Annotated in this window: 30 protein-coding genes; 17 read left to right on the forward strand and 13 right to left on the reverse strand. The window is 73.7% G+C overall.

Features of this window, described 5'->3' with window-relative positions:
• The first annotated feature begins 2 nt into the window (after positions 1-2).
• A complete protein-coding gene (locus AC1UE5_RS10190) occupies positions 3-380 on the forward strand; it encodes a PRC-barrel domain-containing protein (protein ID WP_482922788.1) in 378 nt (125 codons plus the stop codon).
• Between the two features lie 10 nt (positions 381-390).
• Here the strand turns inward: AC1UE5_RS10190 and AC1UE5_RS10195 are convergent, their stop codons facing one another.
• The 4 genes from AC1UE5_RS10195 to AC1UE5_RS10210 all read right to left on the reverse strand — a co-directional run bounded on the left by AC1UE5_RS10195 (position 391) and on the right by AC1UE5_RS10210 (position 3,827).
• Positions 391-1,143 carry an amino acid ABC transporter ATP-binding protein gene (locus AC1UE5_RS10195; protein ID WP_482922790.1) on the reverse strand — a complete coding sequence of 251 codons (753 nt, stop codon included), beginning with the start codon at positions 1,141-1,143 and terminating at the stop codon, positions 391-393.
• Positions 1,140-1,976 (reverse strand): amino acid ABC transporter permease, encoded by an 837-nt coding sequence (locus tag AC1UE5_RS10200; protein WP_482922792.1) that lies wholly within the window; start codon positions 1,974-1,976, stop codon positions 1,140-1,142. The genes AC1UE5_RS10195 and AC1UE5_RS10200 overlap by 4 nt, the downstream gene beginning before the upstream one ends.
• 21 nt (positions 1,977-1,997) lie before the next feature.
• Complete coding sequence (locus AC1UE5_RS10205; protein WP_482922794.1) at positions 1,998-2,873, reverse strand: ABC transporter substrate-binding protein; 876 nt, start codon at positions 2,871-2,873, stop codon at positions 1,998-2,000.
• A 108-nt stretch (positions 2,874-2,981) separates the two neighbouring features.
• A complete protein-coding gene (locus AC1UE5_RS10210) occupies positions 2,982-3,827 on the reverse strand; it encodes a hypothetical protein (RefSeq protein WP_482922796.1) in 846 nt (281 codons plus the stop codon).
• Between the two features lie 116 nt (positions 3,828-3,943).
• Between AC1UE5_RS10210 and AC1UE5_RS10215 the strand changes: the two genes are divergently transcribed.
• From AC1UE5_RS10215 to AC1UE5_RS10225, 3 genes are read left to right on the forward strand one after another with little or no spacing between them, the layout of a single operon-like run.
• Positions 3,944-4,423 carry a DUF1360 domain-containing protein gene (locus AC1UE5_RS10215; RefSeq protein WP_482922798.1) on the forward strand — a complete coding sequence of 160 codons (480 nt, stop codon included), beginning with the start codon at positions 3,944-3,946 and terminating at the stop codon, positions 4,421-4,423.
• Positions 4,420-6,210: a glycoside hydrolase family 15 protein gene (locus tag AC1UE5_RS10220; protein ID WP_482922800.1), complete on the forward strand. Its 1,791-nt coding sequence runs from the start codon at positions 4,420-4,422 to the stop codon at positions 6,208-6,210. The genes AC1UE5_RS10215 and AC1UE5_RS10220 overlap by 4 nt, the downstream gene beginning before the upstream one ends.
• A complete protein-coding gene (locus AC1UE5_RS10225) occupies positions 6,207-7,196 on the forward strand; it encodes an SDR family oxidoreductase (protein ID WP_482922802.1) in 990 nt (329 codons plus the stop codon). The genes AC1UE5_RS10220 and AC1UE5_RS10225 overlap by 4 nt, the downstream gene beginning before the upstream one ends.
• On the opposite strand, the gene AC1UE5_RS10230 is transcribed toward AC1UE5_RS10225, so the two are convergent.
• Complete coding sequence (locus AC1UE5_RS10230) at positions 7,180-8,037, reverse strand: hypothetical protein (protein WP_482922804.1); 858 nt, start codon at positions 8,035-8,037, stop codon at positions 7,180-7,182. The genes AC1UE5_RS10225 and AC1UE5_RS10230 overlap by 17 nt on opposite strands.
• 278 nt (positions 8,038-8,315) lie before the next feature.
• Between AC1UE5_RS10230 and AC1UE5_RS10235 the strand changes: the two genes are divergently transcribed.
• Positions 8,316-9,857 (forward strand): WS/DGAT/MGAT family O-acyltransferase, encoded by a 1,542-nt coding sequence (locus AC1UE5_RS10235; RefSeq protein WP_482922806.1) that lies wholly within the window; start codon positions 8,316-8,318, stop codon positions 9,855-9,857.
• Positions 9,805-10,470 carry a peptide-methionine (S)-S-oxide reductase MsrA gene (gene msrA / locus AC1UE5_RS10240; protein ID WP_482922808.1) on the forward strand — a complete coding sequence of 222 codons (666 nt, stop codon included), beginning with the start codon at positions 9,805-9,807 and terminating at the stop codon, positions 10,468-10,470. The genes AC1UE5_RS10235 and msrA overlap by 53 nt, the downstream gene beginning before the upstream one ends.
• Here msrA and AC1UE5_RS10245 read toward each other — a convergent pair whose 3' ends face one another.
• Both AC1UE5_RS10245 and AC1UE5_RS10250 read right to left on the reverse strand, forming a co-directional pair.
• Entirely contained in the window at positions 10,471-11,271 is an 801-nt protein-coding gene (locus AC1UE5_RS10245) for a metallophosphoesterase (RefSeq protein WP_482922810.1), read from the reverse strand.
• Positions 11,272-11,330: 59 nt separating this feature from the next.
• A complete protein-coding gene (locus AC1UE5_RS10250; protein ID WP_482922812.1) occupies positions 11,331-11,618 on the reverse strand; it encodes a hypothetical protein in 288 nt (95 codons plus the stop codon).
• 107 nt (positions 11,619-11,725) lie between these two features.
• On the opposite strand from AC1UE5_RS10250, the gene AC1UE5_RS10255 reads away from it, so the two are divergent.
• The 3 genes from AC1UE5_RS10255 to AC1UE5_RS10265 all read left to right on the forward strand — a co-directional run bounded on the left by AC1UE5_RS10255 (position 11,726) and on the right by AC1UE5_RS10265 (position 13,981).
• Positions 11,726-12,037 (forward strand): hypothetical protein, encoded by a 312-nt coding sequence (locus AC1UE5_RS10255; protein WP_482922814.1) that lies wholly within the window; start codon positions 11,726-11,728, stop codon positions 12,035-12,037.
• A gap of 149 nt (positions 12,038-12,186) precedes the next feature.
• Positions 12,187-12,804, forward strand: coding sequence for a DUF2625 family protein (locus AC1UE5_RS10260; RefSeq protein ID WP_482922816.1), 618 nt, complete (start codon positions 12,187-12,189; stop codon positions 12,802-12,804).
• Positions 12,805-12,829: 25 nt separating this feature from the next.
• The gene (locus AC1UE5_RS10265; protein WP_482922818.1) at positions 12,830-13,981 is read left to right on the forward strand and encodes a baeRF10 domain-containing protein; all 1,152 of its coding nucleotides are present in this window, start codon (positions 12,830-12,832) and stop codon (positions 13,979-13,981) included.
• Here AC1UE5_RS10265 and AC1UE5_RS10270 read toward each other — a convergent pair whose 3' ends face one another.
• Positions 13,982-14,611, reverse strand: a complete 630-nt coding sequence (locus tag AC1UE5_RS10270; RefSeq protein WP_482922820.1) for a PilZ domain-containing protein — start codon at positions 14,609-14,611, stop codon at positions 13,982-13,984.
• Positions 14,612-14,812: 201 nt separating this feature from the next.
• On the opposite strand from AC1UE5_RS10270, the gene AC1UE5_RS10275 reads away from it, so the two are divergent.
• From AC1UE5_RS10275 to AC1UE5_RS10310, 8 genes are all read left to right on the forward strand, one after another.
• Complete coding sequence (locus AC1UE5_RS10275) at positions 14,813-15,262, forward strand: hypothetical protein (protein ID WP_482922822.1); 450 nt, start codon at positions 14,813-14,815, stop codon at positions 15,260-15,262.
• A gap of 71 nt (positions 15,263-15,333) precedes the next feature.
• Positions 15,334-15,999: a hypothetical protein gene (locus tag AC1UE5_RS10280; RefSeq protein WP_482922824.1), complete on the forward strand. Its 666-nt coding sequence runs from the start codon at positions 15,334-15,336 to the stop codon at positions 15,997-15,999.
• A gap of 220 nt (positions 16,000-16,219) precedes the next feature.
• Positions 16,220-17,401 carry a hypothetical protein gene (locus tag AC1UE5_RS10285; protein WP_482922826.1) on the forward strand — a complete coding sequence of 394 codons (1,182 nt, stop codon included), beginning with the start codon at positions 16,220-16,222 and terminating at the stop codon, positions 17,399-17,401.
• On the forward strand, positions 17,398-17,757 hold the full coding sequence (locus AC1UE5_RS10290; RefSeq protein ID WP_482922828.1) for a hypothetical protein: 360 nt from the start codon (positions 17,398-17,400) through the stop codon (positions 17,755-17,757). The genes AC1UE5_RS10285 and AC1UE5_RS10290 overlap by 4 nt, the downstream gene beginning before the upstream one ends.
• A gap of 84 nt (positions 17,758-17,841) precedes the next feature.
• Positions 17,842-18,702: a DUF72 domain-containing protein gene (locus AC1UE5_RS10295; protein WP_482922830.1), complete on the forward strand. Its 861-nt coding sequence runs from the start codon at positions 17,842-17,844 to the stop codon at positions 18,700-18,702.
• Between the two features lie 16 nt (positions 18,703-18,718).
• The gene (locus AC1UE5_RS10300) at positions 18,719-19,282 is read left to right on the forward strand and encodes a uracil-DNA glycosylase family protein (RefSeq protein ID WP_482922832.1); all 564 of its coding nucleotides are present in this window, start codon (positions 18,719-18,721) and stop codon (positions 19,280-19,282) included.
• Positions 19,279-20,031 carry a DUF72 domain-containing protein gene (locus AC1UE5_RS10305; RefSeq protein WP_482922834.1) on the forward strand — a complete coding sequence of 251 codons (753 nt, stop codon included), beginning with the start codon at positions 19,279-19,281 and terminating at the stop codon, positions 20,029-20,031. The genes AC1UE5_RS10300 and AC1UE5_RS10305 overlap by 4 nt, the downstream gene beginning before the upstream one ends.
• 54 nt (positions 20,032-20,085) lie before the next feature.
• Positions 20,086-21,231: an MFS transporter gene (locus AC1UE5_RS10310; RefSeq protein ID WP_482922836.1), complete on the forward strand. Its 1,146-nt coding sequence runs from the start codon at positions 20,086-20,088 to the stop codon at positions 21,229-21,231.
• Here AC1UE5_RS10310 and AC1UE5_RS10315 read toward each other — a convergent pair.
• The 5 genes from AC1UE5_RS10315 to AC1UE5_RS10335 all read right to left on the reverse strand — a co-directional run bounded on the left by AC1UE5_RS10315 (position 21,228) and on the right by AC1UE5_RS10335 (position 25,294).
• Entirely contained in the window at positions 21,228-21,833 is a 606-nt protein-coding gene (locus tag AC1UE5_RS10315; protein ID WP_482922838.1) for a class I SAM-dependent methyltransferase, read from the reverse strand. The genes AC1UE5_RS10310 and AC1UE5_RS10315 overlap by 4 nt on opposite strands.
• Positions 21,834-21,907: 74 nt before the next feature.
• A complete protein-coding gene (locus tag AC1UE5_RS10320; protein WP_482922840.1) occupies positions 21,908-22,708 on the reverse strand; it encodes an Ntn hydrolase family protein in 801 nt (266 codons plus the stop codon).
• Positions 22,705-23,157, reverse strand: coding sequence for a hypothetical protein (locus AC1UE5_RS10325; protein ID WP_482922842.1), 453 nt, complete (start codon positions 23,155-23,157; stop codon positions 22,705-22,707). The genes AC1UE5_RS10320 and AC1UE5_RS10325 overlap by 4 nt, the downstream gene beginning before the upstream one ends.
• Positions 23,158-23,421: 264 nt before the next feature.
• Positions 23,422-25,074, reverse strand: coding sequence for an HD domain-containing phosphohydrolase (locus tag AC1UE5_RS10330; protein WP_482922844.1), 1,653 nt, complete (start codon positions 25,072-25,074; stop codon positions 23,422-23,424).
• Positions 25,075-25,108: 34 nt separating this feature from the next.
• A complete protein-coding gene (locus AC1UE5_RS10335) occupies positions 25,109-25,294 on the reverse strand; it encodes a hypothetical protein (RefSeq protein ID WP_482922846.1) in 186 nt (61 codons plus the stop codon).
• Between the last annotated feature and the right edge of the window lie 5 nt (positions 25,295-25,299).

Genomic DNA, 25,299 nt, shown 5'->3' on the forward strand with positions numbered 1-25,299 from the left:
GCATGAGCGCGACCACCGCCGCGGGCGGCTTCCCCGCCGAGGACATCACCGCCTGGCGCGGCCAGGACGTCCTGGACCCGGACGGCGACAAGCTCGGCAAGCTCGAGGAGCTCTACTACGACGGCGAGACCGACACCCCCGTCTTCATCGCCGTCAAGAGCGGCCTCGTCGGCAAGAAGCTGACGCTCATCCCGCTCGCCGGGGCGACCGTCAGCCCCGACCACGTCCGCGTCGTGCACGCGAAGAAGGCGGTCAAGGACGCGCCGAGCATCGGCACCGACACCGAGCTCACGGTCGACGACGAGACGACGACCTACGCGCACTGGGGCCTGCCGTACACGCCCGTCGGCGCGGGCACGCGGCGGCTCGCGAGGCGCTGAGGCGGGCCGGCTAGAGCCGGCCGCCCTCGAGCAGCCGGCGCAGGAAGCGCTGCGTCTCGGGGTGCTGCGGCGCCTCGAGCAGCTGCGTCGGCTCGCCCTCCTCGACGATGCGGCCCTCGTGGAGGAAGCAGACGCGGTCGGCGACCTCCTTGGCGAACGACATCTCGTGCGTGGCGAGCACCATCGTCATGCCGCTCGTCTTCAGCTCGCGCAGCAGGTCGAGCACCTCGCCGACGAGGTCGGGGTCGAGCGCGCTGGTGACCTCGTCGAGGAGCAGCGCGCGCGGCTCGGCGGCGAGCGCGCGGATGATCGCCACGCGCTGCTGCTGGCCGCCGGAGAGCTGGTCGGGGTGCGCCTTCTCGCGCCCCTCCAGCCCGAACCGCGCGAGCATCTGCCGCGCGTTGGCCTCGGCCTCGGCGCGCGGGATGCCGTGCGCGCGCACCGGCGCGAGGACGATGTTCTCCAGCACGGTCAGGTGCGGGAAGAGGTTGAACTGCTGGAAGACCATCCGCAGCCGCCGGCGGACCTCGACCGGGTTGACCGACGGGTCCGTCACGACCTCGCCGTCGACGAGGACGTCGCCGTCGTCGATCTCCTCCAGCAGGTCGATGCAGCGCAGCAGCGTCGACTTGCCCGAGCCGGACGCGCCGATCAGCGCGACGGCCTCGTGCGCGTGCACGGCGAGGTCGATCCCGCGCAGCACCTCGCGGTCGCCGTACGCCTTCGTGACGCCGCGGACCTCCAGGACGGGCGCGCCGCTCATCGCGCCACCTGCTTGCGCTGCATCCGGTCCACGATCCGCGCGAGCGGGATCGTGACGCACAGATAGAGGAATGCGGCCGCGAGCAGCGGCGTGTAGATGAACTCCGACGACGCCTGGATCTGCGCGACGCGGAACGCCTCCAGCGGCCCGAGGATCGACACCAGCGCCACGTCCTTCTGGAGCGAGATGAAGTCGTTGAGCAGCGGCGGCAGCACGCGCCGGACCGCCTGGGGGAGGATCACGAACCGCAGCGTCTGCCGCTCGGTCAGCCCGACCGCGAGCGCGGCCGAGCGCTGGCCGGGGTGGATCGAGTCGATGCCCGCGCGGTAGACCTCGGCCACGTAGGCGCTGTACGCGAGCGTCAGGCCGATGCCGCCGAGGATGATCGGATCGGTCGGCAGGCCGTCCATCGCGAGCGCCGGGATGCCGAACCCGATCAGGTAGACGACGAGGATCACCGGCACGCCGCGGAACAGGTCCACGAACACCGCGCTGAGGATGCGCAGCGGCGCCAGCGCGGCGTGCTTGGACTGCCGCACGAGCGCGATCGCCAGGCCGAGGATCAGCACCGCGATCTCGACGACCACGAAGAGCTTGACGTCGAGCCAGAAGCCGTCGAGGACGTCGGGGAACGACGCCTTGAAGTCCTCCCACGAGAAGAACGTCTCGCGGACGGTCGGCCAGCCCTGGCTGGTGACGATCAGCGTCACGAGCACGCTAAGGACGACGATCGTGGAGACCGTCGCCACCAGCGTGTCGCGGCGGGCCTTCTTCCGGCGCGCCGCCTCGCGGACGGCGCGCCGGTCGGTCGATGCGGGGACCGCGGCGCTCACTTCACTGCCCGGGCGGTGCGGCTACTGCAGGTCCGGCGCGGCGTCGCCGCCCATGTACTGGTCCTGCAGCTTCTCCAGCGTGCCGTCGGCCTTCAGCGCCTCGACGGCCTGGTTGACGCACGGGGTCAGCTCCGAGTCCTTCTGGAGCAGCAGGCCCCAGTCGTCGCCGCCCGGCGCCTCGAACTGGCCGACGATCTTGCCGCCCTCGATCTCCGCGGCGGTCAGGTAGAACGCGGTCGGCAGGTCGACCACGATCGCGTCGACGCGCTTGGTCTTGAGCGCGCGGACGGTGTCGTTGGAGTCGTTGAAGACCTGCGGCTGCTGCGTCGGCTTGATCTGCGCGGTGGCGGCGTCGAGCGACGTCGTGCCGACCTGCACGCCGAGCTTCTTGTCGGCCAGCTCGGCCAGCGACGTGGCCTTGGCCGCCTCGCTGTCGGCGCGCGCGACGACGGCCTGCGGGGCGGTGAAGTACGGGGTGGAGAAGTCGACGCGCTTCTGGCGCTGCGGCGTGATCGAGATCTGGTTGATGTCGAAGTCGAACTTCTTGTCGCCCGGCGCGTAGGAGGAGTTGAACGGGACGGTCGTCCACGTCACCTCGTCCTTGGTGAAGCCGAGCTGCTCGGCGACCGCGTACGCGACGGCGGACTCGAAGCCCTTGCCGTTCGTCGGGTCGTCGTCCTCGAAGTACGGCGGGTACGCCGGCTTGTCGGTGCCGACCGTCAGCTTGCCGTCGGCGAACGTCTGCAGGGACTCCTTGGTGCAGGAGTCGGCGGCCGTCGTGGCGGTCGTCGCGCTGGTCTGCGCGCTCGAGCCGCTCTCGTCGTCGTCACCGCAGGCGGCGACGGTCAGGGCGAGCGGGACCAGCGAGAGGGCGAGGGCACGGCGCAAAGACGGCATGACGATCCTTCGTCGGACGGGAGCGGGTCCCGAAGAATCTAGCCATGCCTGGTCGAGTTTCCCGGGGATGTGGGCGCCGCGTCACGCGCGGCGCCCCTGCCCGTGGGGTCAGCGCGGGCCGCGCGGGTGGCCGCCGAAGCCGAAGCCGGGGCCGCCGGGGGCCTTCGGGACGTCGGGGCGGCCAGGGCCGCCCGGCCCGCGGAGGGGGAACGCGTCCTCGAACACGTCGCGGACCTTGTCCTCGCTCACGCCGAGCTCCTTCGCCAGCGCGGCGACGAACGCGGCGTGGCGCTCCTCGAACCGCTTCTCGGCCTCCTCGCGGAGCTTCTCCTGCGCGGTCTCGAGCTGCTCCTCGGTCACCCCGAGCGCTTTCGCCAGCTCGGCCTGGTGGTCGTCGCGTGAGCCGCGGTCGGGCCGCACGGCACGGAACGCGTCGCGCAGCTTCTCCTCGGAGACGCCGAGCTCGGAGGCGAGGTCACGCGGGCCGCCGTCCTTCAGCGCCTCGCGGACCTTGGCCGCGTCGACGCCGAGCTCCTTCGCCAGCGCATCGGCGAACGCGTTCGTCTTCTCCGTGCGCAGCTGCTCGAGCGCCGCCTCCACCTTCGCGGCGTCGAGCCCGAGGGCCTTGGCGAGCGCGTCGAGGTGCTCGTCCTTCGCCGGGGGTGCCTGCGTGTCGCGGACCTTCTCGAGCGCGGCGCGGAGCTGCTCCTCGGTCACGCCGAGCTGCTTGGCGGTGTCGGCGATCCGCGCGTCGGGGCCGCGGAAGCGCCCGTCGTGGCGCGGGTCCTTGGGTGGCGTGGGCGGCGCGGGGGTGGTGGCGGTGGCCGCCGGCGTCGTCGTCGCCTGGGCGCCGGCGGTGCCGTCGCCCGCCTGGCTGCCCAGCGCGAACCCGACGGAGGACAGCACGACGGCCCCGGTGAGGGTCGCGGCGGTCGTCTTCGTTCGCTTGGTCATGGGAGCCACGGTCCCGGCCGAACCTGAAGGCGGCCGAAGAGGAACGTAAGAACCCGAAGACCCGCGTAAGCGCCGTGAGCGTGACGAGCGCGGCGCGCCGGGTAGGGCGACGGGCGATGGCGAACCCCGACCCCACTGCCGGCTACGCGCCCGGCGAGCAGCGCCCGCTGAAGGGCTACGCGGTGCTCAGCGGGGCGTTCTTCACCGCGCTCGGCGGGGCGCTGACCGCAGCGCACCGCTCCGGCCGCACCCTGGACCGCCCGTCCACGACCGACGTCGTCCTCGCCGGCCTGGCGACGCAGAAGGTCGCGCGGCTGATCGCCAAGGACAAGGTCACGAGCTTCGTCCGCGCGCCGTTCACCCGCTTCCAGGAGGCGCCGGGCCACGGCGAGGTCGAGGAGGCCCCGCGCGGCGAGGGCCTGCGCTACGCCACCGGCGAGCTGCTCGTGTGCCCGTACTGCCTGGCCCAGTGGGTCGCGGGCGGCATCGCGGTCGGGTGGGTCGTCGCGCCGCGCACCACCCGCCTGCTGACCGGCATGTGGGCCGCGCAGGCGATCGCCGACGGCGTCCAGCTCGCGTACTCCAACGCCGAGTGACGCCCGGCGTCGGCGACCTCGCGTTCCTGAGCGACTGCCGCACGTCGGCGCTCGTCACGCGCGGGGGCGAGGTCGTCTGGTGGCCGGGCCCGCGGTTCGACGGGCCGAGCGTCTTCACCGCGCTGCTCGACCCCGACGCGGGCCGCTTCGCGCTGGGCCCGGCGGCCGCGGCGGAGCGGGTCGAGCGCGCGTACGTCCCCGGCACGCTCGTCCTGCGGACCGAGCACGCGCTCGCGGGCGGCGCGCGGCTCGTCGTCCACGACGCGCTTGCGCTCGAGGCCGGCGCCGAGGGCCACGAGATCGGCCACCGCTCCCCCGACGCGCTCGTCCGCGTGGTCGAGGCGGTCGGCGGCGACGTCGAGGTCGAGGCGACGTACGTGCCGCGCCCCGAGTACGGCCTGGCCGTCCCGCGCGTCGTGCGCGAGCGCGGGCGGCTGGTGACGCTCGGCGGGCCCGAGCGGCTGTTCGCCGCCGACGCCGGGACGCTCGCGCCCGACGGCGGCACCGCCGCCGCGACGTTCACCCTGCGCGCGGGGGAGCGGCGCGGCTTCGTCGTCCACCGTCGGCCCGGCGTCCGCGCGGACGGCCCGCCCGCGCTCGACCCGTTCGCGACGCTCGACGCCACGATCGCGGCGTGGCGCTCGTGGACCGACGAGCACGAGGCCTACGACGGCCCGTACCGCGAGCAGGTCCGCACGACCGCGCTCGTCCTGCAGGGCCTGACCTACCAGCCGACCGGCGCGGTGGTCGCCGCCGCGACGACCTCGCTGCCCGAGCGCCCCGGCCACAGCGACACGTGGGACTACCGCTTCGCGTGGCTGCGCGATGCGAGCCTCATCGCCCGCGCGATGCTCGACGCCACGTGCAGCGACGAGGCGCTCGCGTGGTTCGGCTGGATGACCCGCGCGGCGGTCTCGTGCCGCCACAGCTCGCACGTCCAGATCGTCTTCGGCGTCGGCGGGGAGCGGCAGCTCGACGAGCGCGCGCTCGACCACCTGCGCGGGTGGCGCGACAGCCGGCCGGTGCGGATCGGCAACGCGGCGTGGCGCCAGCGCCAGCTCGACGTGCTCGGGGAGGTGCTCGACGTCGCGCACGCACTCGACGAGGCCGAGCTGCTCGACCTCGACGACTTCACCGCCGCCTTCCTCTGCCAGCTCGTCGACCGCGCCGCCGAGTCGTGGCGCGAGCCCGACCGCGGCATGTGGGAGGCGCGCGACCAGGACCGCCGCCACACGCTCGCCGCGGCGCTGTGCTGGGTCGCGCTCGACCGCGGGGTGCGGCTGGCGGAGAAGCTCGGCGAGCACGCGCGTCCCGAGGCCTGGGCCGCCGCGCGCGACGAGGTCCACGCGACGGTGCTGCGCGACGGGTGGAGCGACGCGCGCGGCGCGTTCGTGTCGGTGCTCGGCGGTGACGCGCTCGACGCGTCGCTGCTCCTGCTCCCGCTGTACGGCGTCGTCGCCGCGGACGACCCGCGGATGGTCGCCACGTGCGACGCGGTCGAGCGGGAGCTGGCGCTCGACGGGCTGCTGCGGCGCAGCGAGACGCGGCCCGACGAGCCCGCGTTCCTGCCCGCGACGTTCTGGCTGGCGGCGGCCCGCGCGCAGGCGGGTGACCCGGCGGCGGCGCGGGCGGTGCTCGAGCGCGGCGCCGCGTGCGCGAACGACCTCGGGCTGCTGAGCGAGATGTACGACCCCGGCGCCGGGGAGGCGCTCGGCAACGTGCCGCAGGCGCTGACGCACGTGGCGCTCGTCGCGGCCGCACGCGCGATCGAGGAGGCGGAGGCATGAGCAGGGTGGTCGTGGTGACCGGCGCGAGCGCGGGCGTGGGCCGCGCGACGGCGGTCGAGCTGGGCCGGCGCGGGGACCGCGTGGCGCTGATCGCGCGCTCCGCCGAGCAGCTGGAGGCGGCCGCGCGGGAGGTGCGCGCGGCGGGCGGGGCCCCGTACACGTTCCCGCTCGACGTCGCCGACGCGGCCGCGGTGGAGGCGGCGACGGAGCGGATCGAGCGCGAGGTCGGCCCGATCGACGTGTGGGTGAACGACGCGATGACCGCGGTGCTCGCGTTCGTCCACGAGACGTCGGCGGAGGACTTCGCGCGCGTGATGGAGGTCAACTACCTCGGCTACGTGCACGGGACGCTGGCGGCGCTCAAGCGGATGCGGGTGCGCGACCGCGGGGTGATCGTGCAGGTCGGCAGCGCGCTCGCCTACCGCGCGATCCCGCTGCAGGCGACGTACTGCGCGTCGAAGTTCGCGATCCGCGGGTTCACGGACGCGCTGCGCACCGAGCTGCTGCACGAGGGCAGCGGGGTGCAGGTGACGATGGTCCAGCTGCCGGGGCTGAACACGCCGCAGTTCACGTGGGTGAAGACGAGCCTGAAGCGGCACCCGCGCCCGGTGGCCCCCGTCTTCCAGCCGGAGGTCGCCGCGCGCGCGATCGTGTGGGCGAGCGAGCACCCGCGCCGCGAGCACTGGGTCGGGCTGAACACCGCGATCATCATCGCGGCCAACCACGTGTTCCCGAGGCTCGGCGACCGCTACCTCGCGCGCACGAACGTCGACGGGCAGCAGACCGACGAGCCGCTCGATCCCGGCCGACCGGACTACCTGTACGCGCCGCTGGACGACCGCGGCACGCACGGGCCGTTCGACGACGAGGCGAAGTCCCGCTCGCCCGCGGAGGTGCTCGCGCGCTACCGGCGGCCGCTGACCGCGGGCCTCGTGGCGGCGGGGGCGGCGGCGACCGCGGCGCGGCGGCTCAGGGTGCGCGGCTGACGCTCCGCCCGTCGAGGCTGGCGGTGTAGCGGCGGCCGTCGGTGAGGAAGATCGTCCAGCGCGTCCCACCCGTGGCGGTCAGCGTCGCGTAGGCGAAGGATCGCGCGGGCACACGCGCGCGGGAGGTCGCTGTGCGCGCCATGCGCCGCACCGCCGACGCGTTCACCTGCGACCAGCGCAGCGTGGGGAACCCGCCGATGCCCGGCGCGGCGGTCGTGGCGAGGACGCGCGTCCCGGTGCTCCAGTCGTGGTGCATCACCCGCAGCCGCTCGGCCGGCGTGATGACCTGGACCTGCACGCTGTCGGGCGCGATGCGGACCATGATCGGCCGCCCGCCGCCGCTGCGCGCCTTCAGCCGGCGCAGCGCGGGCGCGAGGTTGCCCCGCAGGAGGAGCGAGCCGCGTGCGAACCCGCGCGGCGGCCCCGACGTCTGCGTGACCTCGCTCTCGGTCACCGAGCCCTCGATCTCCACCCGGGTGGATGACGACTCGCGCACGGCGGTGTCGCCGCCCTCGCCCGCGATCAACCCGTACGCCATCACGCCGAGCGCCAACGCCACGGCGACGAACACGATCCCCACGACCCAGGCGGACGCGCTCGACGCCGCGTCGTCGTCCGGCGACTCCAAGGCCAGCGGGGAGGCCGGCCTGGGCGGCTGCACGATGCCGCCGCCGGCGATCGGCACGTCGGCCGCGGTCACCGGTGCGGCGGGCGCCGGCGCCTCCTCGCGCGGCGTGCCGGTCGCGGCACGCGGCGGCTTCGTCATGTCCCCCGACCACCCCATCGCGCCCAGCGGGTCCTCGCCCACGTCGCGCCCGAACGCGTCTCGTTCTCCCGTCACAGCCGGCAGTCTTGCGCATGCGCGGCTCAACGCAGCCTTCATCTTCGGGGCTTGCGCCTGTGCGGATTGTCTGTAGGGTCCCGCCCTGCTCGTCACGGCACCTGTCCCGCCGTGAAGGAGGAGGGGGCGGAGGGCCTCCCGAGCGGAGGCCCTCCGGCGATACCGTGCTGCGCGTCGACGACCGTCCGCGCAGCACCACTCGCAACTCGACGTTCCCCCCGCCGCTCCACCGGGGAGGCCCATGCGGAGAGCAGTTCCTGCAGAGGGGGTCACCGACGATGCGACAGCTGACGAGCCTGGACGCGCAGTTCCTGGCGATGGAATCCGCCCGCACGTACGGGCACGTGTCCGGACTCGCGATCCTGGACCCGTCGACCGCGCCCGGCGGCCAGATCACGGGCCAGGACGTCTGCCGCCTCGTCGGCGAGCGGCTGCCGCTCCTCAAGCCGTTCCGCTGGAAGCTCGCGGAGGTCCCGTTCGGACTCGACCATCCGTACTGGATCGAGGACCCGGACTTCGACCTGGACTTCCACATCCGCGAGACCGCCGCGCCGCCGCCGGGGGACGACCGCGCCCTGGCCGAGCAGGTCGCGCGGATCGTCGCGCGGCCGCTCGACCGCTCCCGGCCACTGTGGGAGCTCTACCTCATCCACGGGCTGCCCGAGGGGCGCGTCGCGGCGCTGACGAAGATCCACCACGCGGCGGTGGACGGCGTGTCCGGCGCGGAGATCCTCAGCGCGCTCGTCGACCTCAGCCCCGAGGGGCGGGAGGTTGAGCACCGCCGCCGCCGGCCCGAGCGCGACCGGATGCCGTCGCAGCTGGAGATGCTCGGCCGCGGCCTCGCCGGCCTCCCGCGCCAGCCGCTGCGCGCGCTCGGCGCGGTGCCGACGAGCGTCCCGAACCTCGCGGACATCCCCGGCGTCCAGCAGCTCCCCGGCATCCCCACCCTCGGCCGCGCCGCCACCGCCGCGCGGCGGATGCTCGGCGCGACCGACGAGGGCGCGCTGCTCGGCCCGTCGCCGGTCTCCGTGCCGCGGACCCGGTTCAACCACCCGATCAGCGCGCACCGGCGCTTCAGCTTCGGCTCACTGCGGCTGGACCGCGTCAAGGCGATCAAGAACGAGCTCGGCATCAGCGTCAACGACGTCGTCGTCGCGATCTCGGCGACCGCGATCCGCAACTACCTGCTCGAGCGCGACGAGCTGCCCGACCAGCCGCTCGTGGCGATGATCCCGGTGAGCGTCCGCACGCAGGAGCAGATCGGCACGTTCGGCAACCGGATCGGGATGATGATCGCGCCGATCCCGACCAACGTCGCGGACCCGCGCAAGCGCCTGCAGGCCGCCCACGACACGCTCCGCTCGGCCAAGACGCGCCACCGCGCGATCCCCGCCGACCTGCTGCAGGACGTCACGAAGTTCATCCCGCCCGCGGTGCACGCGCGCGCGTCGCGCGCGACCCTGCGGCTGAGCGGCTCACGCCGGCCGCTCCTCAACCTCGTCATCTCCAACGTCCCCGGCCCGTCGATGCCGCTGTACATGGCCGGCGGCCGGCTCGAGGCGCACTTCCCGGTGTCGGTCATCACGGACGGCGTGGGCCTCAACGTCACCTGCATGAGCTACCGCGACCACATCGACTTCGGGATCGTGGTCGACCGCGAGATGGTCGACGACGCGTGGCCGCTGATGGACGCGCACCGCGCCGCGCTCGAGGAGCTCGACGAGGTGATCTGCGGCGACCGCAGGGGCCGCGTCATACCCTCGAAGCATGGATCTCGCAAGCCTGCTAGGGCGCAACAAGCTCAGCCTTCCCACGCCTGAGGAAGCGCTGCGCGGCCGGCCGGCGGAGATGCCCCTGACGGACAAGCACGCCGTCCTCGGCACGCCGCTGAAGCCGCCGTTCCCGGAGGGCACCGAAACGCTCGTCGTCGGCATGGGGTGCTTCTGGGGCGCGGAACGGATCTTCTGGCAGACCGAGGGCGTCTACACGACCGCCGTCGGCTACGCCGGCGGCGTGACGCCGAACCCGACGTACGAGGAGGTCTGCTCGGGCCGCACCGGGCACACCGAGGTCGTGCTGGTCGCGTTCGACCCGGCCAAGATCTCCCGCGAGGAGGTCCTGCAGAAGTTCTGGGAGGGCCACGACCCGACCCAGGGCATGCGGCAGGGCAACGACGTCGGCACGCAGTACCGCAGCGCGGTCTACGTCTCGACGCCCGAGCAGCTCGCCGCGGTCGAGGCCACGCGCGACGCCTACCAGGCGCGCCTACGCGAGGCCGGCTACGGCGACATCTCGACCGAGATCAAGCTCGACGCGGACCTGCCCTTCTACTACGCGGAGGACTACCACCAGCAGTACCTCCACAAGGTCCCGAACGGCTACTGCGGCATCGGCGGGACCGGCGTGTCCTGCCCCATCGGTCTCAGCGCCTAGCTAGACCCCGTTCAGCGAGAGCAGGAGGATCTCCGGCGGCGCCCCGAGCCGCACGGGGAGCCTGCTCTCGCCGATCCCCCGGCTGACCACGAGGTGGCGGCCGCCCTCGACCACGTGGCCGTCGGCGAACCGCTCTCCGAAGCGGGAGGGCATCCACGTGCTGCGCGCGATCGGGACGTTGACCTGGCCGCCGTGCGTGTGGCCGGACAGCGTGAGCGCGACGCGCTCGGGGACGCGCGGGAAGACGTCGGGGTCGTGGCTGAGGAGCAGGACGCCCGCGCGGTCGGGCACCGCCGCGAGCGCGCGGGCGATGTCGGGGCGGCGCTCGGTCGCGTCGGCGACGCCCGCGACCCACAGCTCCTCCGGCGTCCGCGCGATCCGCGTCGCGCTGTTCTCCAGCACGCGGATGCCGTGGTCGCGCAGCGCGCCCGCGACGCGCTCGCCGTCCGCGGCCCAGTCGTGGTTGCCGAGGACCGCGACCGTCCCGAGCGGCGGCGCCAGCGCCCCGAGGCGGGCGGCGACCGGCTCCGGGGCGACGCGCGCGCCCAGCTTCACCTCCGGGTCGACGTAGTCGCCCAGCAGCGCCACGAGGTGCGGGCGCAGCTCGCCCACGGCGGCGACGACGCGCTCGACCTGTCGCAAACCCACGTGCGGGCCGCCCGCGTGCAGGTCGCTCACGAGCGCGACGCGGAAGCCCTCGTACCGCCGCGGCCAGCGCGGCAGGTGCAGCTCGAGCCGGCGGACGACGATCCGCCGCGGCTCGAACCACAGCGCCCGCGCGGCGACGCCCGCGCCGACCACCGCGGCGCCGGCCGCGAGCGCGCGCGGATCCAGGCCGGTGCGACGGGACGCGCCGGGAGCTATGCCAGCGCCCCCGGCAGCCCGTCGCCGCCGTCGCGCAGCTTCCAGTGCTGGGGGATGTCGGCGTGCTCGGCGAACGCCAGGTGGTCGTCCGCGCCGGAGGTCGCCATCGCGTCCCACGCCTTCTGCAGCGCGCCCTCGAAGTCCTCGGCCTCGATGTGCAGCTCCAGGATCCCGACGTCGTCGGGCTCCGGGACGGGGATGCCGAGGGCGTCGGCCAGGCGCTGGCGCGCGTTCGCGCACGGGACGCCGTGGTCGAGGCACTGCAGGGCGACGGCGTAAGACATGGGGCTCATCTCCAGTCCGGGTGCTGATGGGGCGGTGGCTGGGCTCTAGTTCCGTACCCCGGCCCTGGGGGTAGCGACACGATCATGACACCGAGTACAACGGGACCATGACACCCAGCACCCCCGACGACGACCTCGTCCGCGAGGAAGAGGCCGCAGCGGCCGAGGCCGCGCGCCGCATCGGCGGCCGCGCCGGCGACGAGGACGACTTCGATCCCGCCATGCGGCCGGTCTACGAGGCCGGCGGCGGCGAGGCCGAGGGCTTCGAGCAGGCGGAGGCGGACCTGATCCGCAACGCCACCCACGACGACGGGCGCGGCAACCCCATCCGGGACGCGTTCACGGGCGAGGTCGAGTCCGACCTCAGCGGCGCCGAGTACGGCGAAGCCGACCAGGCTGAGGATCAGGACAACCGCTAGGCGCAGCTCTGCACAGGTTTCGGCCGTGAACCTCCACACAACGTCTACGGGACGTTGGACGAGTGCGTCCCACTCAGCAGCCTGACGGCCGACCAGAAGGCGGTGCATTCGTCGCCGCTGCGGACACGGACGGACGCTGAATGGACGACTTGGAACGGCTCTTGGGCAGCTGGCTGCTGGATGACGTCCCCGCGGACGCGGACGCGTGGCCCGCGGTCGAGGCGTGGCTGGCCGACGCGGTGAACCCCGTGGTGGTGCTGCCCGCCGACGACCTGCTGGGCGAGCGCGTGCTCTGGGAGCTCGGGCTCGCCAGCTCGTCGGTGCTGGGGGCGATCGCGCTGCACACGTCGGGCATCTCGATCGACCGCGGGTGGGTCCGCATCCACGGGCCGCAGCTGCTGGCGAAGTCGCCGCTCGACCCGCGCCAGGGCCTGCTGATCGCCCACGACGCGGTCGGCGGGAGGTTCGCGCTGGATTACGGCGGCATCGCGGGCGTCGCCGGGGAGGTCGTCTACCGCGGCCCGGGCGCGCTGGAGTGGCAGTCGATGGACCGGCCGCTCGAGGACTGGCTCCAGTGGCTGCTGCAGGCGGACCTGCGGCCGTTCTACGCGGAGTTCCGCTGGCCGGGGTGGGAGCGCGAGCTGCTCGAGCTGCCGCCCGGCGACGCGATCCGGCTCGAGCCCGCGCCGTGGAGCGGCGAGACGTGGAGCGCCGCCCGCGCGCGGCGCGAGCGCGTGCCGGTCGAGGAGCTGCTCGCGCTCTTCTAGCGGTCCGCACGGGTAGCCCCAGGGCATGCCCTCGATGCAGACCAGCGACGTGACCGCCGAGCGGCTCCAGCGCCTCGCGACCTTCGCGGCGCCGGAGTCGGCGCGGGTGCTCTCGCTGTACCTCAACCTCGATCCTGCCGCCAACCTCGCCGCTCCCGGCAACCGCCGGTCGGCCGTCACCTCGCTGATCGACGGCGCGCACCGCGCGGTGGAGGGGCTGGAGGGGCTCACCCACGACGCGCACATGGCGCTGCGCGAGGACGTCGACCGGGCCCGCGCGGGGCTCGATGCGAACCTCGACGACGACTGGGCCGAGGGCGCGCACGCGCTCGCGCTCTTCGTCTGCGGCCCCGCCGACCTGTTCGAGGTCGTCAAGCTGCCCCGGCCGGTCGACCAGCGGGTCTTCATCGCCGACCGCCCGGTCGTCGGGCCGCTCGCCGAGAGCGGGCCCGCGGAGCCGTGGGCGGTCCTGCTCGTCGACGGCAACGACGCGCGCCTGCTGGAGGGGCGCGGCGACCGGCTCGCGCAGGTCGCCTCCGACAGCTCCGACCACGGCGGCCGCACGTCGAAGGGCGGCATGTCCGCGCAGCGCTACGAGCGCAGCATCGGCATGGAGGAGCACGAGTTCCTCGGCCAGGTCGCCGAGATGCTGCGCCAGGCCGACGACCGCGTCCGCTTCACGCGCATCGCCGTCGGCACCACCGAGCGCCACTTCGGGGAGCTGCAGGGCAAGCTCGCCGAGCCGGTCAAGGACCGCATCATCGGCCGCTTCGACGCGGGCGCGGACTGGGAGTCGCCGCAGTCGATCCGCGAGAAGGTCGAGCCGCTGCTCCAGGTCGAGGAGACGCGGCGGGAGAAGGAGGCGATCGATGCGGCCGTGCAGAACGGCGTGCGTGGGCTCGCCGACACGCTCCCCGCGCTGTACGAGCGGCGCGTCGCGACGCTGCTGCTCGAACCGGGGCTGGAGCACCCGGGCAAGGTCTGCCCGAAGTGCCGGTGGGCGGTCGCGGACGAGCGCGACACGTGCCCGGTCGACGGCGAGACGCTGGTCGAGCACCCGAACCTCGCCGAGTGGGCGATCGAGCTGGCGGTGGAGCAGGACGCGACCGTGCTGCCGCTGCGCCACCACGACGACCTCTCCGACCACGAGGGGATCGGGGCCGCGCTGCGGTTCTGATCACCGGCGCGGGCGCTGGACGCGGAGCCACTGCTCCACCAGCGCCCGGTCCGCCTCGCGCATCCGGTCCAGGCGCACCCCGAGGAGCCCCTCGTCGGTGCGCCGCACGACCGCGCCGGCGGCCGGGATGGGCAGCTCCTCGCCGGGGAGCTGGAGGTGGACCTGGAGCGGCGCGCCGCTCCGGATCGACGTGGGCGAGCGCACGAGCGCGCCGCGGGCGCTGAGGTCGATCGTCAGCGCGCGCGACGGGCCGACCGGCGACTCCATCGGCACGAGCGTGATCGGCAGGACCGCGCCGATGCGCGGGGACGCGCGGCGCTGCTGCGCGCCGAAGTGGACGATCACGGTGTCCTCGCGGACCTTCCCGCGCCGCCCGACCGTCATCGCCAGGACGCCCTCGCCGCGGAACCGCCGGCCCTCCCAGAAGCGCTCGATCGCCGCGGGGCGGCGGTGGAGGAGCCGCGCGGGCATCGCGCCCTCGCCGAGCAGCAGCGTCGCCTGCTCCTTCGTCGTCGCGACGACGGTCGCCGCGACCGGCGCGAGGTCGTCGACGAACAGCGCCACGCGATCGCCGGTCCGCAGGGGCAGCATCGCCTGGGCGGTGGTGGAGGTGGCGGAGCTGGCGGGCATGGCTGGCGGGTGCATCGGCGGGACTGGCGCGCGACTGACGCGCTGCAACGCCGCTGGCCGAGCCGGAGCCGCTGTCGCGACCCTACCCCGCTGCGCAACCCCGGTGTGCGAAGTCGCTCTTTGCGGTTTGGTGAAGGACCCGCTACCGACCGGTGAACGACGGTTGACGCGGGCGCGTGGGCGCGCGCGTAATCCCTGCTCATGCCCATGATCGTGATCCGCGACGAGCCGTTCCTGCACCTGGGCGGGCTGCTCGACCGGCTTCCCGTCGGCGCCGAGGCGCTCGACTGGGCGCTGCTCGAGCTGTGGGGGTTCGCGCGCGATCCGGAGCTCGACGTGCTCGCCCTGGCCCGCCGCGCGGAGGCCGCGCCGACCGGCCTGCCGCTCACCTCGCGGGACCTGCGCCTGGTCGCCGACCAGCTCCTCCAGGTCGTGGACACGATCCTCGTGGGCCACCGCGGCCGCCCACCCGAGCGCGGCAACCCCGACCTGCGCCGTGACGCGGAGGTCGTGATCGAGGCGCTCGACGGGCTGTGGTGGCGGGTCTACGCGCGGGAGGACCGCACGCTCGGCCAGCTCCGCACGGGCTACCGCGACGTCCGCGCGGTCGACCCCGAGGTCGCCATCCCGGCGATCCACTTCGCGACCTGACGCGCGCTCGGCCCCGCGCTTCGCGCCGGCGCGGGCGTGGGCGTGCCGGGCGGACTGGGTAGCGCGATGACATGCCCACCCGCACGCCCTCGCTCCCCCGACCCGTCGCCGACGCCACCGCGAGCGCGTGGGGCGCGCTGGCCCGCCGGCGGCACGCGCGGGCGCTGCACCCGAGCGGGCAGGCGTTCACCGCGACGCTCGAGCTGCCGGGCGGGGCGCGCACCGGCGTGGCGCTGTTCGACGAGCGCGCCGTGCACCATGGGGTCGTGCGGCTGTCGCGCGCGCTCGGGCTGCCGTCGCCGCTCCCCGACGCGCGCGGCCTCGCGCTCCGCATCCCCGACCTGCACGGGCCGGGCCGCCACCAGGACCTGCTGCTCACGACGTCGGTCGACGTGCCGGTGCTGCACCACCTGCCGCTCCCCGCGACCGGGCCACGCAGCCAGACCTACTCCAGCCTCCTCTCGTACCGCCTGCGCGGCCGCGACCACCTGCTCGGCGCGCAGCCCATCCGCGGCGACGAGCACGCGTTCGCCCTGGCGCTCGCGCCGCACCGCGGCCGGTTCCGCCCGCTCGGCGTCCTGCGGCTCGGCGCGCCGCTCCCGCCCGCCGAGTCCGAGCACCTGCACTTCGACCCGTGGAACACCGGCGGCGGCCTGGAGCCCGCGCCGCACTGGCTCCAGCGCCTGCGCGCGCCCGCGTACAAGGGCAGCCAGCGCGGGCGCGAGCAGGTCACCTGAGGAGCGTCTGCGCGCCAAGAAGGGCGCCATTGTAGATCGACCGCGCAGAAGGGCTCGAACGTCACGACGACGACGTACGGCTACGACGCGACGGGCGTGAACATCGGCTCCATCGTCGAGACGCCGAGCGGCGGGACCGCCAAGCAGGTGGCCGCGTTCACCTACGACGGCTTCGACCGGCTCAAGACGCAGTCGGCGCTGGCGCCCGACGGGCGGACGGATGCAGACGTTCACGTTCGACGCGTTCGACCGGCGCGACACCGTCTCGGAGAACGTCACGCCGGCCGGCGGCGCGCTGCAGACCAAGGACGCGAACTACACCTACCTCGGGCTCTCCGAGGCGATGACCCGGCGGGGCCCGCTCACGCAGAGCGCCGAGAAGACGCTCCTCTACGACTACGACTCGTCGCTCGCGCCGCTCGGCATGTCCCGGCGCGCCGGGCCGGCGACGGCGGAGGAGTACCGCAGCTTCGCCAAGGACGTCAACGGCTCCATCGAGGGCCTGACCGACAGCGCCACGGGCAACTACCGCGCCCGCTACGCCTACGACCCGTACGGCAACGAGGAGAAGTCCGAGGGCGAGACGCCCGGCTCGCCCGCGACCGAGGAGAGCAAGGACAACGTCGTCCGCTTCCGGTGGGGGCCGCTCGACGACGCGCTCGACAAGGGCAAGGACCTCGCGGAGGGCGCCACGGATGTCGGCGAGGACGCCGTCAAGAAGGGCGCGCACTTCGGCAAGGACGCGATCAAGGGCGCCGGCGACGGGTTCTACGAGGCCGGCAAGGCGCTCTATGACAAGGGCAAGGAGCGCGTGACCGACCCGGTCGGGTCGGTGAAGCGCGACCTCGAGACGTACAAGAACATCGCGAAGGACCCCAAGGCCGCGGGCAAGGCCATCGTCAAGTCCGTCACTGACGACTACAAGGACGCGAGCTGGGGCGAACGCGCCGGCCGCGCGTTCTCCGAGGTCGTCGGCGGTCCGGCGAAGTGGGCCGGGCGGGCCGCGAAGGCCTCGAAGGCCACGAGCGCCGTGGGCAGGTCGGGGCGCGACGACGGCGCCGCCTCGCGGAAGCCCGACCGCACCGGGGTCGGGCCGCACGCCAAGGAGTCGATCCCGGCCCGCGGTCCCGACCGGGACTTCAACAAGGGAGAGCGCGAGAGGGGCAACGAGATCGGTGACCGCGACGGCTGCCACTCGTGCGGTACTCGGGATCCCGGGACGAAGAGCGGGAACTGGGTGCTGGACCACCAACCGCCCACCGCGCTCCTGAAGGACCCGAAGACGCCGCAGCGGCTGTTCCCGCAGTGCCTCCGCTGCAGCCGGGAGCAGGGCGTGCAGATCAATAAGATCAAGCAGGAAGAGCGGAAGCGCGCGCGGGATCGCAAGCGAGACGACAGGTGAACGAGCAGCTCGAGATCCGTCCCCCGAACGCCCTGATCATCGTCGGCGACCCGTATGGCGACGCCCCCGACGTCGCCGGGCCCGGGCTCGTGTGGCACACCACGAGCTCGGTCGCCGTCGGCACGCGCGAGCCGTCGGACGCCGCGACGACGCTGCGGGTCACCGACGACGGTCGCGGCCCGGAGCCCGAGCACCTGGTGTTCGACGGGGCGATCGAGACCGCCGACGGGACGCTGACGGTCGAGAGCGTCGTCGGCGACGTCTACCTCACGGTCGAGACCGGCCCGACCACGGCGCTGAGGATCTGGGCCGACGACCCCGTCGAGCCGGACGAGATCCTGATCCGCGTCGCCTGAGTCGCACGTCGTTCACCTCCTCACGAGCCCGGATCCCCTCCCGGGCGGGTGAACGGCCGGCGTCCTCGTGGGTAGGGGTGCGGCGTGGGCAGCCGCATCGCCATCGGGACGTCGTCGTGGGCCGACCCCGGCTTCGTCGAGGACTGGTACCCGCAGGGGCTGCCGGCGCGGGAGCGGTTGGCCTGGTACGCGGAGCGGTTCGACGCGGTGGAGGTCAACTCGACCTTCTACGCGGTGCCGGACGCGAAGACCGTCGCGCGGTGGGTGGAGGAGACGCCCGACGGGTTCACGTTCGACGTCAAGCTCCACAAGCTGCTCAGCCGCCACAGCGCCGACCTCAAGTCGCTGCCGTCCGACCTGCGCGACGGCGCGGAGGTGCGCGGGCGCGGGCGGGTCGTCCTGAAGGACGAGCTGGAGGCGGCGATGGCCGACGCCACGCTCGCCGCGGTCGAGCCGCTGCGCAAGGCTGGCAGGCTCACGAGCTTCCTTCTGCAGCTGTCGCCCGGGTTCGAGCCGCGCAAGCACGAGCTGGACGAGCTGGCGCCGCTGGTGGAGCGCCTCGCACCGGCCGCGCCCGTCGCGATCGAGCTGCGCCACCGCGCATGGGTCAAGCCGGACGTGCTGGAGACGACGCTCGGGTGGTACGAGGACCACGAGGCGGCGTTCGTCTGCGTCGACGCGCCGCAGGGCCGCTCGCCGACGATGATGCCGGCGGTCGACGCGGTCACGCACCCGAAGCTCGCCTACCTGCGCGCGCACGGCCGCAACGCCGAGGGCTACGCGCGCGGACGCAGCGTCGCGGAGCGGTTCGCGTGGGAGTACGCCGACGACGAGCTGCGCGAGCTGGGCGACCGTGTGGAGGAGCTCGCGGGGTCCGTCCCGGAGGTGCGCATGATGTTCAACACAACCGCGGCGCGGACGCCCCGACGGCGGCCGCGCGGATGAAGGAGCTGCTCGGCGCGTGAACAAGCAGGCGGAGCTGGACGAGATCGCGGAGGATCTGCGCACGCACATCCCGTGCGGGTTCGCGATCTGCGAGGAGGCGACGAACCTCGTTCCGGGCGAGGGCAACCCGGACGCCGACGTCGTCCTCGTCGGCGAGGCGCCGGGCGCGAACGAGGACAAGCACGGGCGCCCCTTCATCGGCTCGGCCGGCAAGCTCCTGGACGAGCTGCTCGCCGACGCCGGCCTGGTCCGCGCGGACATCTTCATCACGAACGTCGTCAAGGCGCGCCCGCCGAAGAACCGCGACCCGAAGAAGGACGAGATCGCGCACCACCTGCCGTGGCTCGTCCGTCAGCTCGAGGTCATCGCGCCGCGGTTCGTGGTCCCGCTCGGCCGCCACGCGCTCGCGCACTTCGCGCCCGACGCGAAGATCGGCGAGGCGCACGGGACGGTCGTCCCCACCGAGACCTGGACGGTCTTCCCGATGTACCACCCGGCCGCGGCGATCTACAACCGCTCGCTGCGGGAGACGCTGAGCGACGACGCGCGCAAGCTCGCGGAGGCGCTGGCGGCGGGGTGAGCGCCGGGCGGGTCCACATCGGCTGCAGCGGCTGGCAGTACGCCGACTGGCGCGAGGTCCTCTACCCGAAGGGCCTGCCGCAGCGGCGCTGGCTGGAGCAGTACTCCGGAGCGTTCGACACGGTGGAGGTGAACGCGACCTTCTACCGGCTCGCCAAGCCGGAGTCGGTCGCCGGGTGGGTGGAGCAGACGCCGCCCGGGTTCGTCCTGACGCTGAAGGGGAGCCGGTTCCTCACCCACATGAAGCGCCTGCGCGACACCGACCAGGGGCTCGACCGCTTCTTCGCCTCCGTCGCGCCCGCGCTCGCGTCGCCCAAGTGCGGGCCGATCCTGTGGCAGCTGCCGCCGGACTTCCAGCGCGACCCCGAGCGGCTCGACACGTTCCTCACCGCCGCCCGCGCGCGCCACGGCGGCCGGCACGCGGTCGAGCTGCGCCACCGCTCGTGGTTCGAACCGGAGACGTACGGGGTGCTGCACGCCCACGGTGCGGCGCTCGTGCTCGCCCACGACGGGCGGCGCGACGAGCAGCTGCCGTACGAGCAGACGACCGAATGGGCGTTCGTGCGCCTCCACTACGGGGCCCGCGGGAGGCGGGGCAACTACGCTGACTCCGAGCTGCACGAGTGGGCGGCGCGGGTCCGCGACCTCTCCCGGAACGGTGACGTGTTCGTCTATGCGAACAACGACTGGGAAGGCTTCGCGGTGAAGAACGCGCGGCGCCTGCGGCGGCTCGTCACCGACGACCCCTGAACGCACCTGCGCACCTACCTCGACATCCTCGGCGACCGCAAGATCGCGGCGCTGATGCTGTCGTCGCTGGTCTCGCGCGTGCCGATCACGATCAGCGGCCTGGCGATCGTGCTCTTCCTCCGCGAGGAGACCGGCTCGTACTCCGTGGCCGGGGCGGTCGCTGGCGGGATGGCGCTGGGGACCGGCGTGTTCGCGCCGCTGGCGGGCCGGCTCGTCGACCGGCAGGGGACGCGTGTGCTGCTGCCGCTGGCGGTGGGGAACGCGCTGGCGCTCCTCGGGCTGATCGCGCTCGGGTCCTCGGGCGCGCCCGGGCCGGCGCTGTTCGCGACCGCCGTGGTGGCGGGCGGGCTGTTCCCGCCGAACGCGTCGGTGCTGCGCGCGCGGTTCCCGGAGCTGCTGCGCGACCGGCGTGAGCTCGTCTCCTCCGCCTACGCGCTGGACAGCGTGATGCTGGAGCTGACGTTCGTGCTCGGGCCGCTGCTCGTCGCGCTGCTGGTCGCGGTGTCGGAGGCGCGGGTGGCGCTGGTGCTGTCGGTGGTGATGGTCGTGGTCGGGACGGCGCTCTTCACCGTCGTGCTGCCGTCTGGGGAGCGGGGCGCCGCGGGCCCGGGCGATGGCGGGCTGCTCGGCCCGCTGCGCGAGCCGGGCATCCAGACGCTGGTCGTGACGATGGTCCCGGTCGGGTTCGCGATCGGCGCGATGGAGGTCGTGATGCCGGCGTTCGCCGAAGGGCTCGGCCACGAGCACCTCGCCGGCGTCCTGCTGGCGACGTGGTCGCTGGGGAGCGCGGTCGGCGGCTTCGTCTACGGCGCCCGCGCGTGGCCGGTCGCGGTCGGCGCGCTGCACCTGCGGCTGACCCTGCTCCTGCCGCTCGCGTTCGCGTTCCCGCTGGCGGCCGGCGGTTCGATCCCGGCCATGGCGGCGCTGCTGCTGCCCGCGGGCGTGCTGATCGCCCCGATCATCGCGACCCGCAACGAGCTCGCCTCCGCGGCCGCGCCGCCCGGCACGCAGACCGAGGCGCTCACGTGGCCCCTGACCGCGCTGCTGTCCGGGCTCTCGCTCGGGGCCGCGGTCGCGGGCGCGCTGATCGACGCGACCGACTGGCGCGGCGCGGTCGTCGCGGCCGTGGCCGGGGCGGCGGTCGGGGCGCTCGTCGCGGCGGCCCGCCGCGGCACGCTCCCCGTGCCCGCGCAGGCCTAGGCGCGGGTCAGGCGGAGGATCGCGTCGACGCGCGCGTGGGCGTGGTCGTCGCCGGCGAAGGTGTGGGTGCGCGGGCGCTCCTCGCACGTCTCGACGCGCCAGGCGGCCTCGTCGAGGGCAAGCGCCGCGCGCGTCTGCGCGGCGGTCTCGAGCTTCGCGTGCGGGTGCTCCTCCGACGGCGCATGCCCGATCACCAGCAGCGTCCCGCCCGGCGCGATCCGCTCCGCCGCGGAACGCAGGATGTCCGCGCGCGGCAGCTCGACCGGTGAGTGGAGGAACGCGGTCGTGACGAGGTCGAACGGCCCGTCGGGCAGCGACGTCGCGAGGTCGCGCCGCTCCCACCGCACGCGCACGCCTGCGGTCCGCGCCTCCTCCTCGGCCTTTGCGAGCGCGACCGCCGACACGTCGATCGCCGTCACATCCCACCCCTGTCGCGCGAGCCAGATCGCGTCCGCGCCCTGCCCACAGCCCAGCTCCAGCGCCCGCCCCGGCGCGAGCCGCTCGACCTCCTCGACCAGCGCGGCGTTCACGTTCCCGCTCCACCGCCCCCGCCCCTCGGCGTAGAACCCCTCCCAGAACTCCTCGACCGCGCTCGTGCTCATGCCGACCACCATGCCGCGCGCGACGCGACTCGCCAACCCTCCTTGCCGTTCCGGCAACTCGCGCTGGATCGCTGTCATGACGGTCGTTCATCCACCTGCGGTGGCATCTCGATCAGGCTCTCTTGGCGGTCCACCGCCAGCGGCTCCTCCGACGGAAGCAGCCCACTGACGCGGTCGAGTGATTCTCGCTCGATCGTCACCCACTGCTCGACGCCGTTCGCCACCGCATCCAAGTCGTCGCCGACCACCTTCGTGAACGGCGCGCCGTCCTGCGAAGACCACAATTGCACGTGGCCTCCAACCCCGAGCCTCCCGCCGAGGCTGTTGATGCAGTTGTCAACCGTTCGATAGGCGACAAGGCGCAACGTCGCGACATCCCGCGACGCGATGTCATAGCCCTTCATCAACGCATGCGCGACGTAAGCTGCTGCGCTACCACTTCCGACTGTGTGGAATCCGCTGTCCGTGTAGAACGTCGCAGTGTTGTTCCCGTCTAGTTCGAGAAGCCAGTAACCGGCCTCGTCACGGCCAGCTACAAGAACCGCCCCGGCGAGCATGCTGAAATTCTGGCCGGGCGCGGCGGGCACGAAGCTCTGATAGACCTGCATCAGGACTGGGTGCAATGTCTGTTGAAGCAGGTTCGCAGCTGCGTGTCGGTCTATGATCGCTCCACCGCCGAACGAACCTTCCACGGCCTCGTCCATTGCGTGGGCAACGCGGTCCTTCACGGCTCCACTGCCTGTGTAGCCGCATAGGAGGCCGCCACAGGTCCAGATCTTCTCGACGTCGTAGCGAACCTGTGTGCCTTCGGAAGCCTCGCTGTCCGACGCCATCACGGCACCGTCGCCGCCCACGAAGGCGACGACGACAGTCATGAGCGGCGGTACCGCGACTCGGTCGCGTACTCGGGGAACGCGGCGTAGATCTCGTCAAGTAGCTCGGTGAAGGACCGGCTCGTTACGTACTTCCCGATCTGCCGAAGCCAGTCAGCGTCAGACCCGCCGATCGCACGCCGGAGTTCAGCGGCTCGCGATCGGCCTGCGGGTGTCAGCCTGTAGGTGGCGTACCGCCCACGGTGGTCAGCGGACAGCAGACCACGCGATAGAAGACCGTCGCGCGAGCGGTATACGTCCGAGTCGAACGGACCGTAGTCGTACGGGCGGAAGTCGAACAGCGACCGCCACGCGTGCTTCCCACGCTGCGACACGAGGAAGCAGCCCTTCATGAGTCGAATGGGATCCAACGGAAACGCGCCGTCTGCGCCGTCAGCGATCAGCACGAGTACGTCCTGTCGATCGAGCGGTGGATTGTCAACGACGCTCATGGTGCGACCGTACACAGGTCCTCGGCGGTAGAGCTACCCACCTCGACCAATAGGACCCGTCCTGGCGGATTCGAGTTCTGAACGGTCGCTCCTTGTCCGGATTCGTCGGCAGCGGTCCACATTGGGCCCGCGCCGCGGCCGTGCGACAGGCCATCACGATGGCCTGACTTGCCGGGAGAGGCGGGTGGGCGGGTGGGCGGCGCGACCACCCACGACGCCAGGGGCACCGCGCCGACGCGCCACGGCAGCCGGGCCACCCCGCCGCTAGAGCCAGCCGCGCTCCGTGGCCATCAGCACGGCCTGCGCGCGGTCGGCGACGCCGAGCTTGCCGTAGACGTTGTGGAGGTGCGACCGCAACGTCGAGGTGGAGAGCCCGAGTTCCTCCGCGATGTCGCGGTAGGTGCCGCCGGACGCGAGGCCGCGCAGCGCGTCCAGCTCGCGGGGGGTGAACGGGGAGGGCTCGAGCGGCTCGCGCTGCTCGGCGGCGGCAGGCGTGGGGGAGTGGAGCTCGAACATCACGCCGCGCAGCTCGGTCGGGCCGAGCCCGAGGTCGCGGGCGACCTTGAGCATCGAGCCGGGGTCGACCGGGCCGCCGGTCGTGTAGTGACCGAGCATGTCGGCCAGGCGGATGATCGCCGCCTCGCGCGAGCGGCCGTCGTCGTGGTGGCCGCCGACCGCCTCGACCACGCGGTCCGCGACGCCCCAGCGCTGCACGAGCATCGCCCCCGCCGAGGCGTGGTCGAGCGTCAGCTCGCGTCGCTCGGCGCGCACGCGCTGCTCGGGCGTGCGCGCGTTGCCCAGCACCTCGCGCGGGTACGCCGGCGTCGCCTCGGCGAGCACGACCTTCCCGACGTCGTGCAGCAGCGCCGCCAGCGCCAGCTCGCTCACCGCCGGATGCTCGATCACGCCGGCGATCCGCCGCGCGGCGCGCACCACGCTCACCGCATGCAGCCGGAAGCGCTCGGGCGGGACCCGCGCTCCGGCGACCGCCTGGAAGAAGTCGTAGACCGGCACGTCGCGCGCCGCCCGCGCGACCCCGTCGACCCCCAGCGCCTGCACGGCGTCGCGCACCGACGCCGCCGGCGACCCGATCGCCGCGGCGGCCCCGACCAGCGCCGCCGCCAGCCCCGGGTCGGTCTCGGCGAGCGCCGCCATCTCGCCCGCCGAAGGTGAGTCGACCTCGGCCAGCGTCAGCAGCCGCTCGCGCGACTCGGCCAGCGCCGGCAGCCGCGTCTCGGCCAGCGCCGCGCCCAGCCCGCGCAGCCCGGCCCCGCGCGCCAGCCGCGCCTCGCGCTCCTGCCCCTCGTCGGCGTGCTCGACCGACGCGACGGGTACCGCCGGCGCGTCTGGCAGCACGCTCAGCGACGGGTCCTCCTTCAGCACCGCGAGCGCCGCGGCGACCACGCGCGGGTCGAAGTGCGAGCCCGCGCCCGCCCGCAGCACCTGCTGCGCCCGCTCGGCCGACAGCGCCGGGCGGAACGGCCGGTCGGCGGTCAGCGAGCAGAACGCCTCGCACACGCCGATGATCCGCGACGCCAGCGGGATGTCCTCGCCGGCCAGCCCGTCGGGGTAGCCGCGCCCGTCCCAGCGCTCGTGGTGCGAGCGGACGATGTGCGCGCAGTCGCGCATCCCCTCGATGCCCGCGAGCACCTCGGCGCCCCAGCCCGGATGGCACCGCATGATCGCCCACTCATCCGGATCGAGCTTGTCCGGTTTGTGCAGGATGCGATCGGGGATACCGACCTTGCCGATGTCGTGCAGCTTCGCCGCCGACCGCAGCGAATCGGCCTCGTCGCCCGTCAGGCCGAGCCGTTCGCCGACCGCGCCGGCGAGCGTCGACGCCCGGTCGGCGTGCAGGCCGGTGTAGCCGTCTCTCAGGTTGAGCAGGCGCGCGAGCGCCTCGATCCCGCCCTCCATGTGAGAGCGGGTCCTACCCCACCGAGCCCGGGGTCTAGCTCGACGCCTCGGGCGAGTCGGTCTCGCCGCGCGCGTACTCCTGGTTCTGCCGGCGCTCGCCGAGCGTGACCGCGACGGCCGCGCCGATGAGGCCGTGGAGGACGACCGGGAAGAGCACGAAGAAGATCGCGATGAGCGCGATGGTCATGTTCAGCGCGATGTCCGCGACCAGGAACGTCATGGCCG

The sequence above is a fragment of the Parviterribacter multiflagellatus genome (assembly GCF_056863265.1).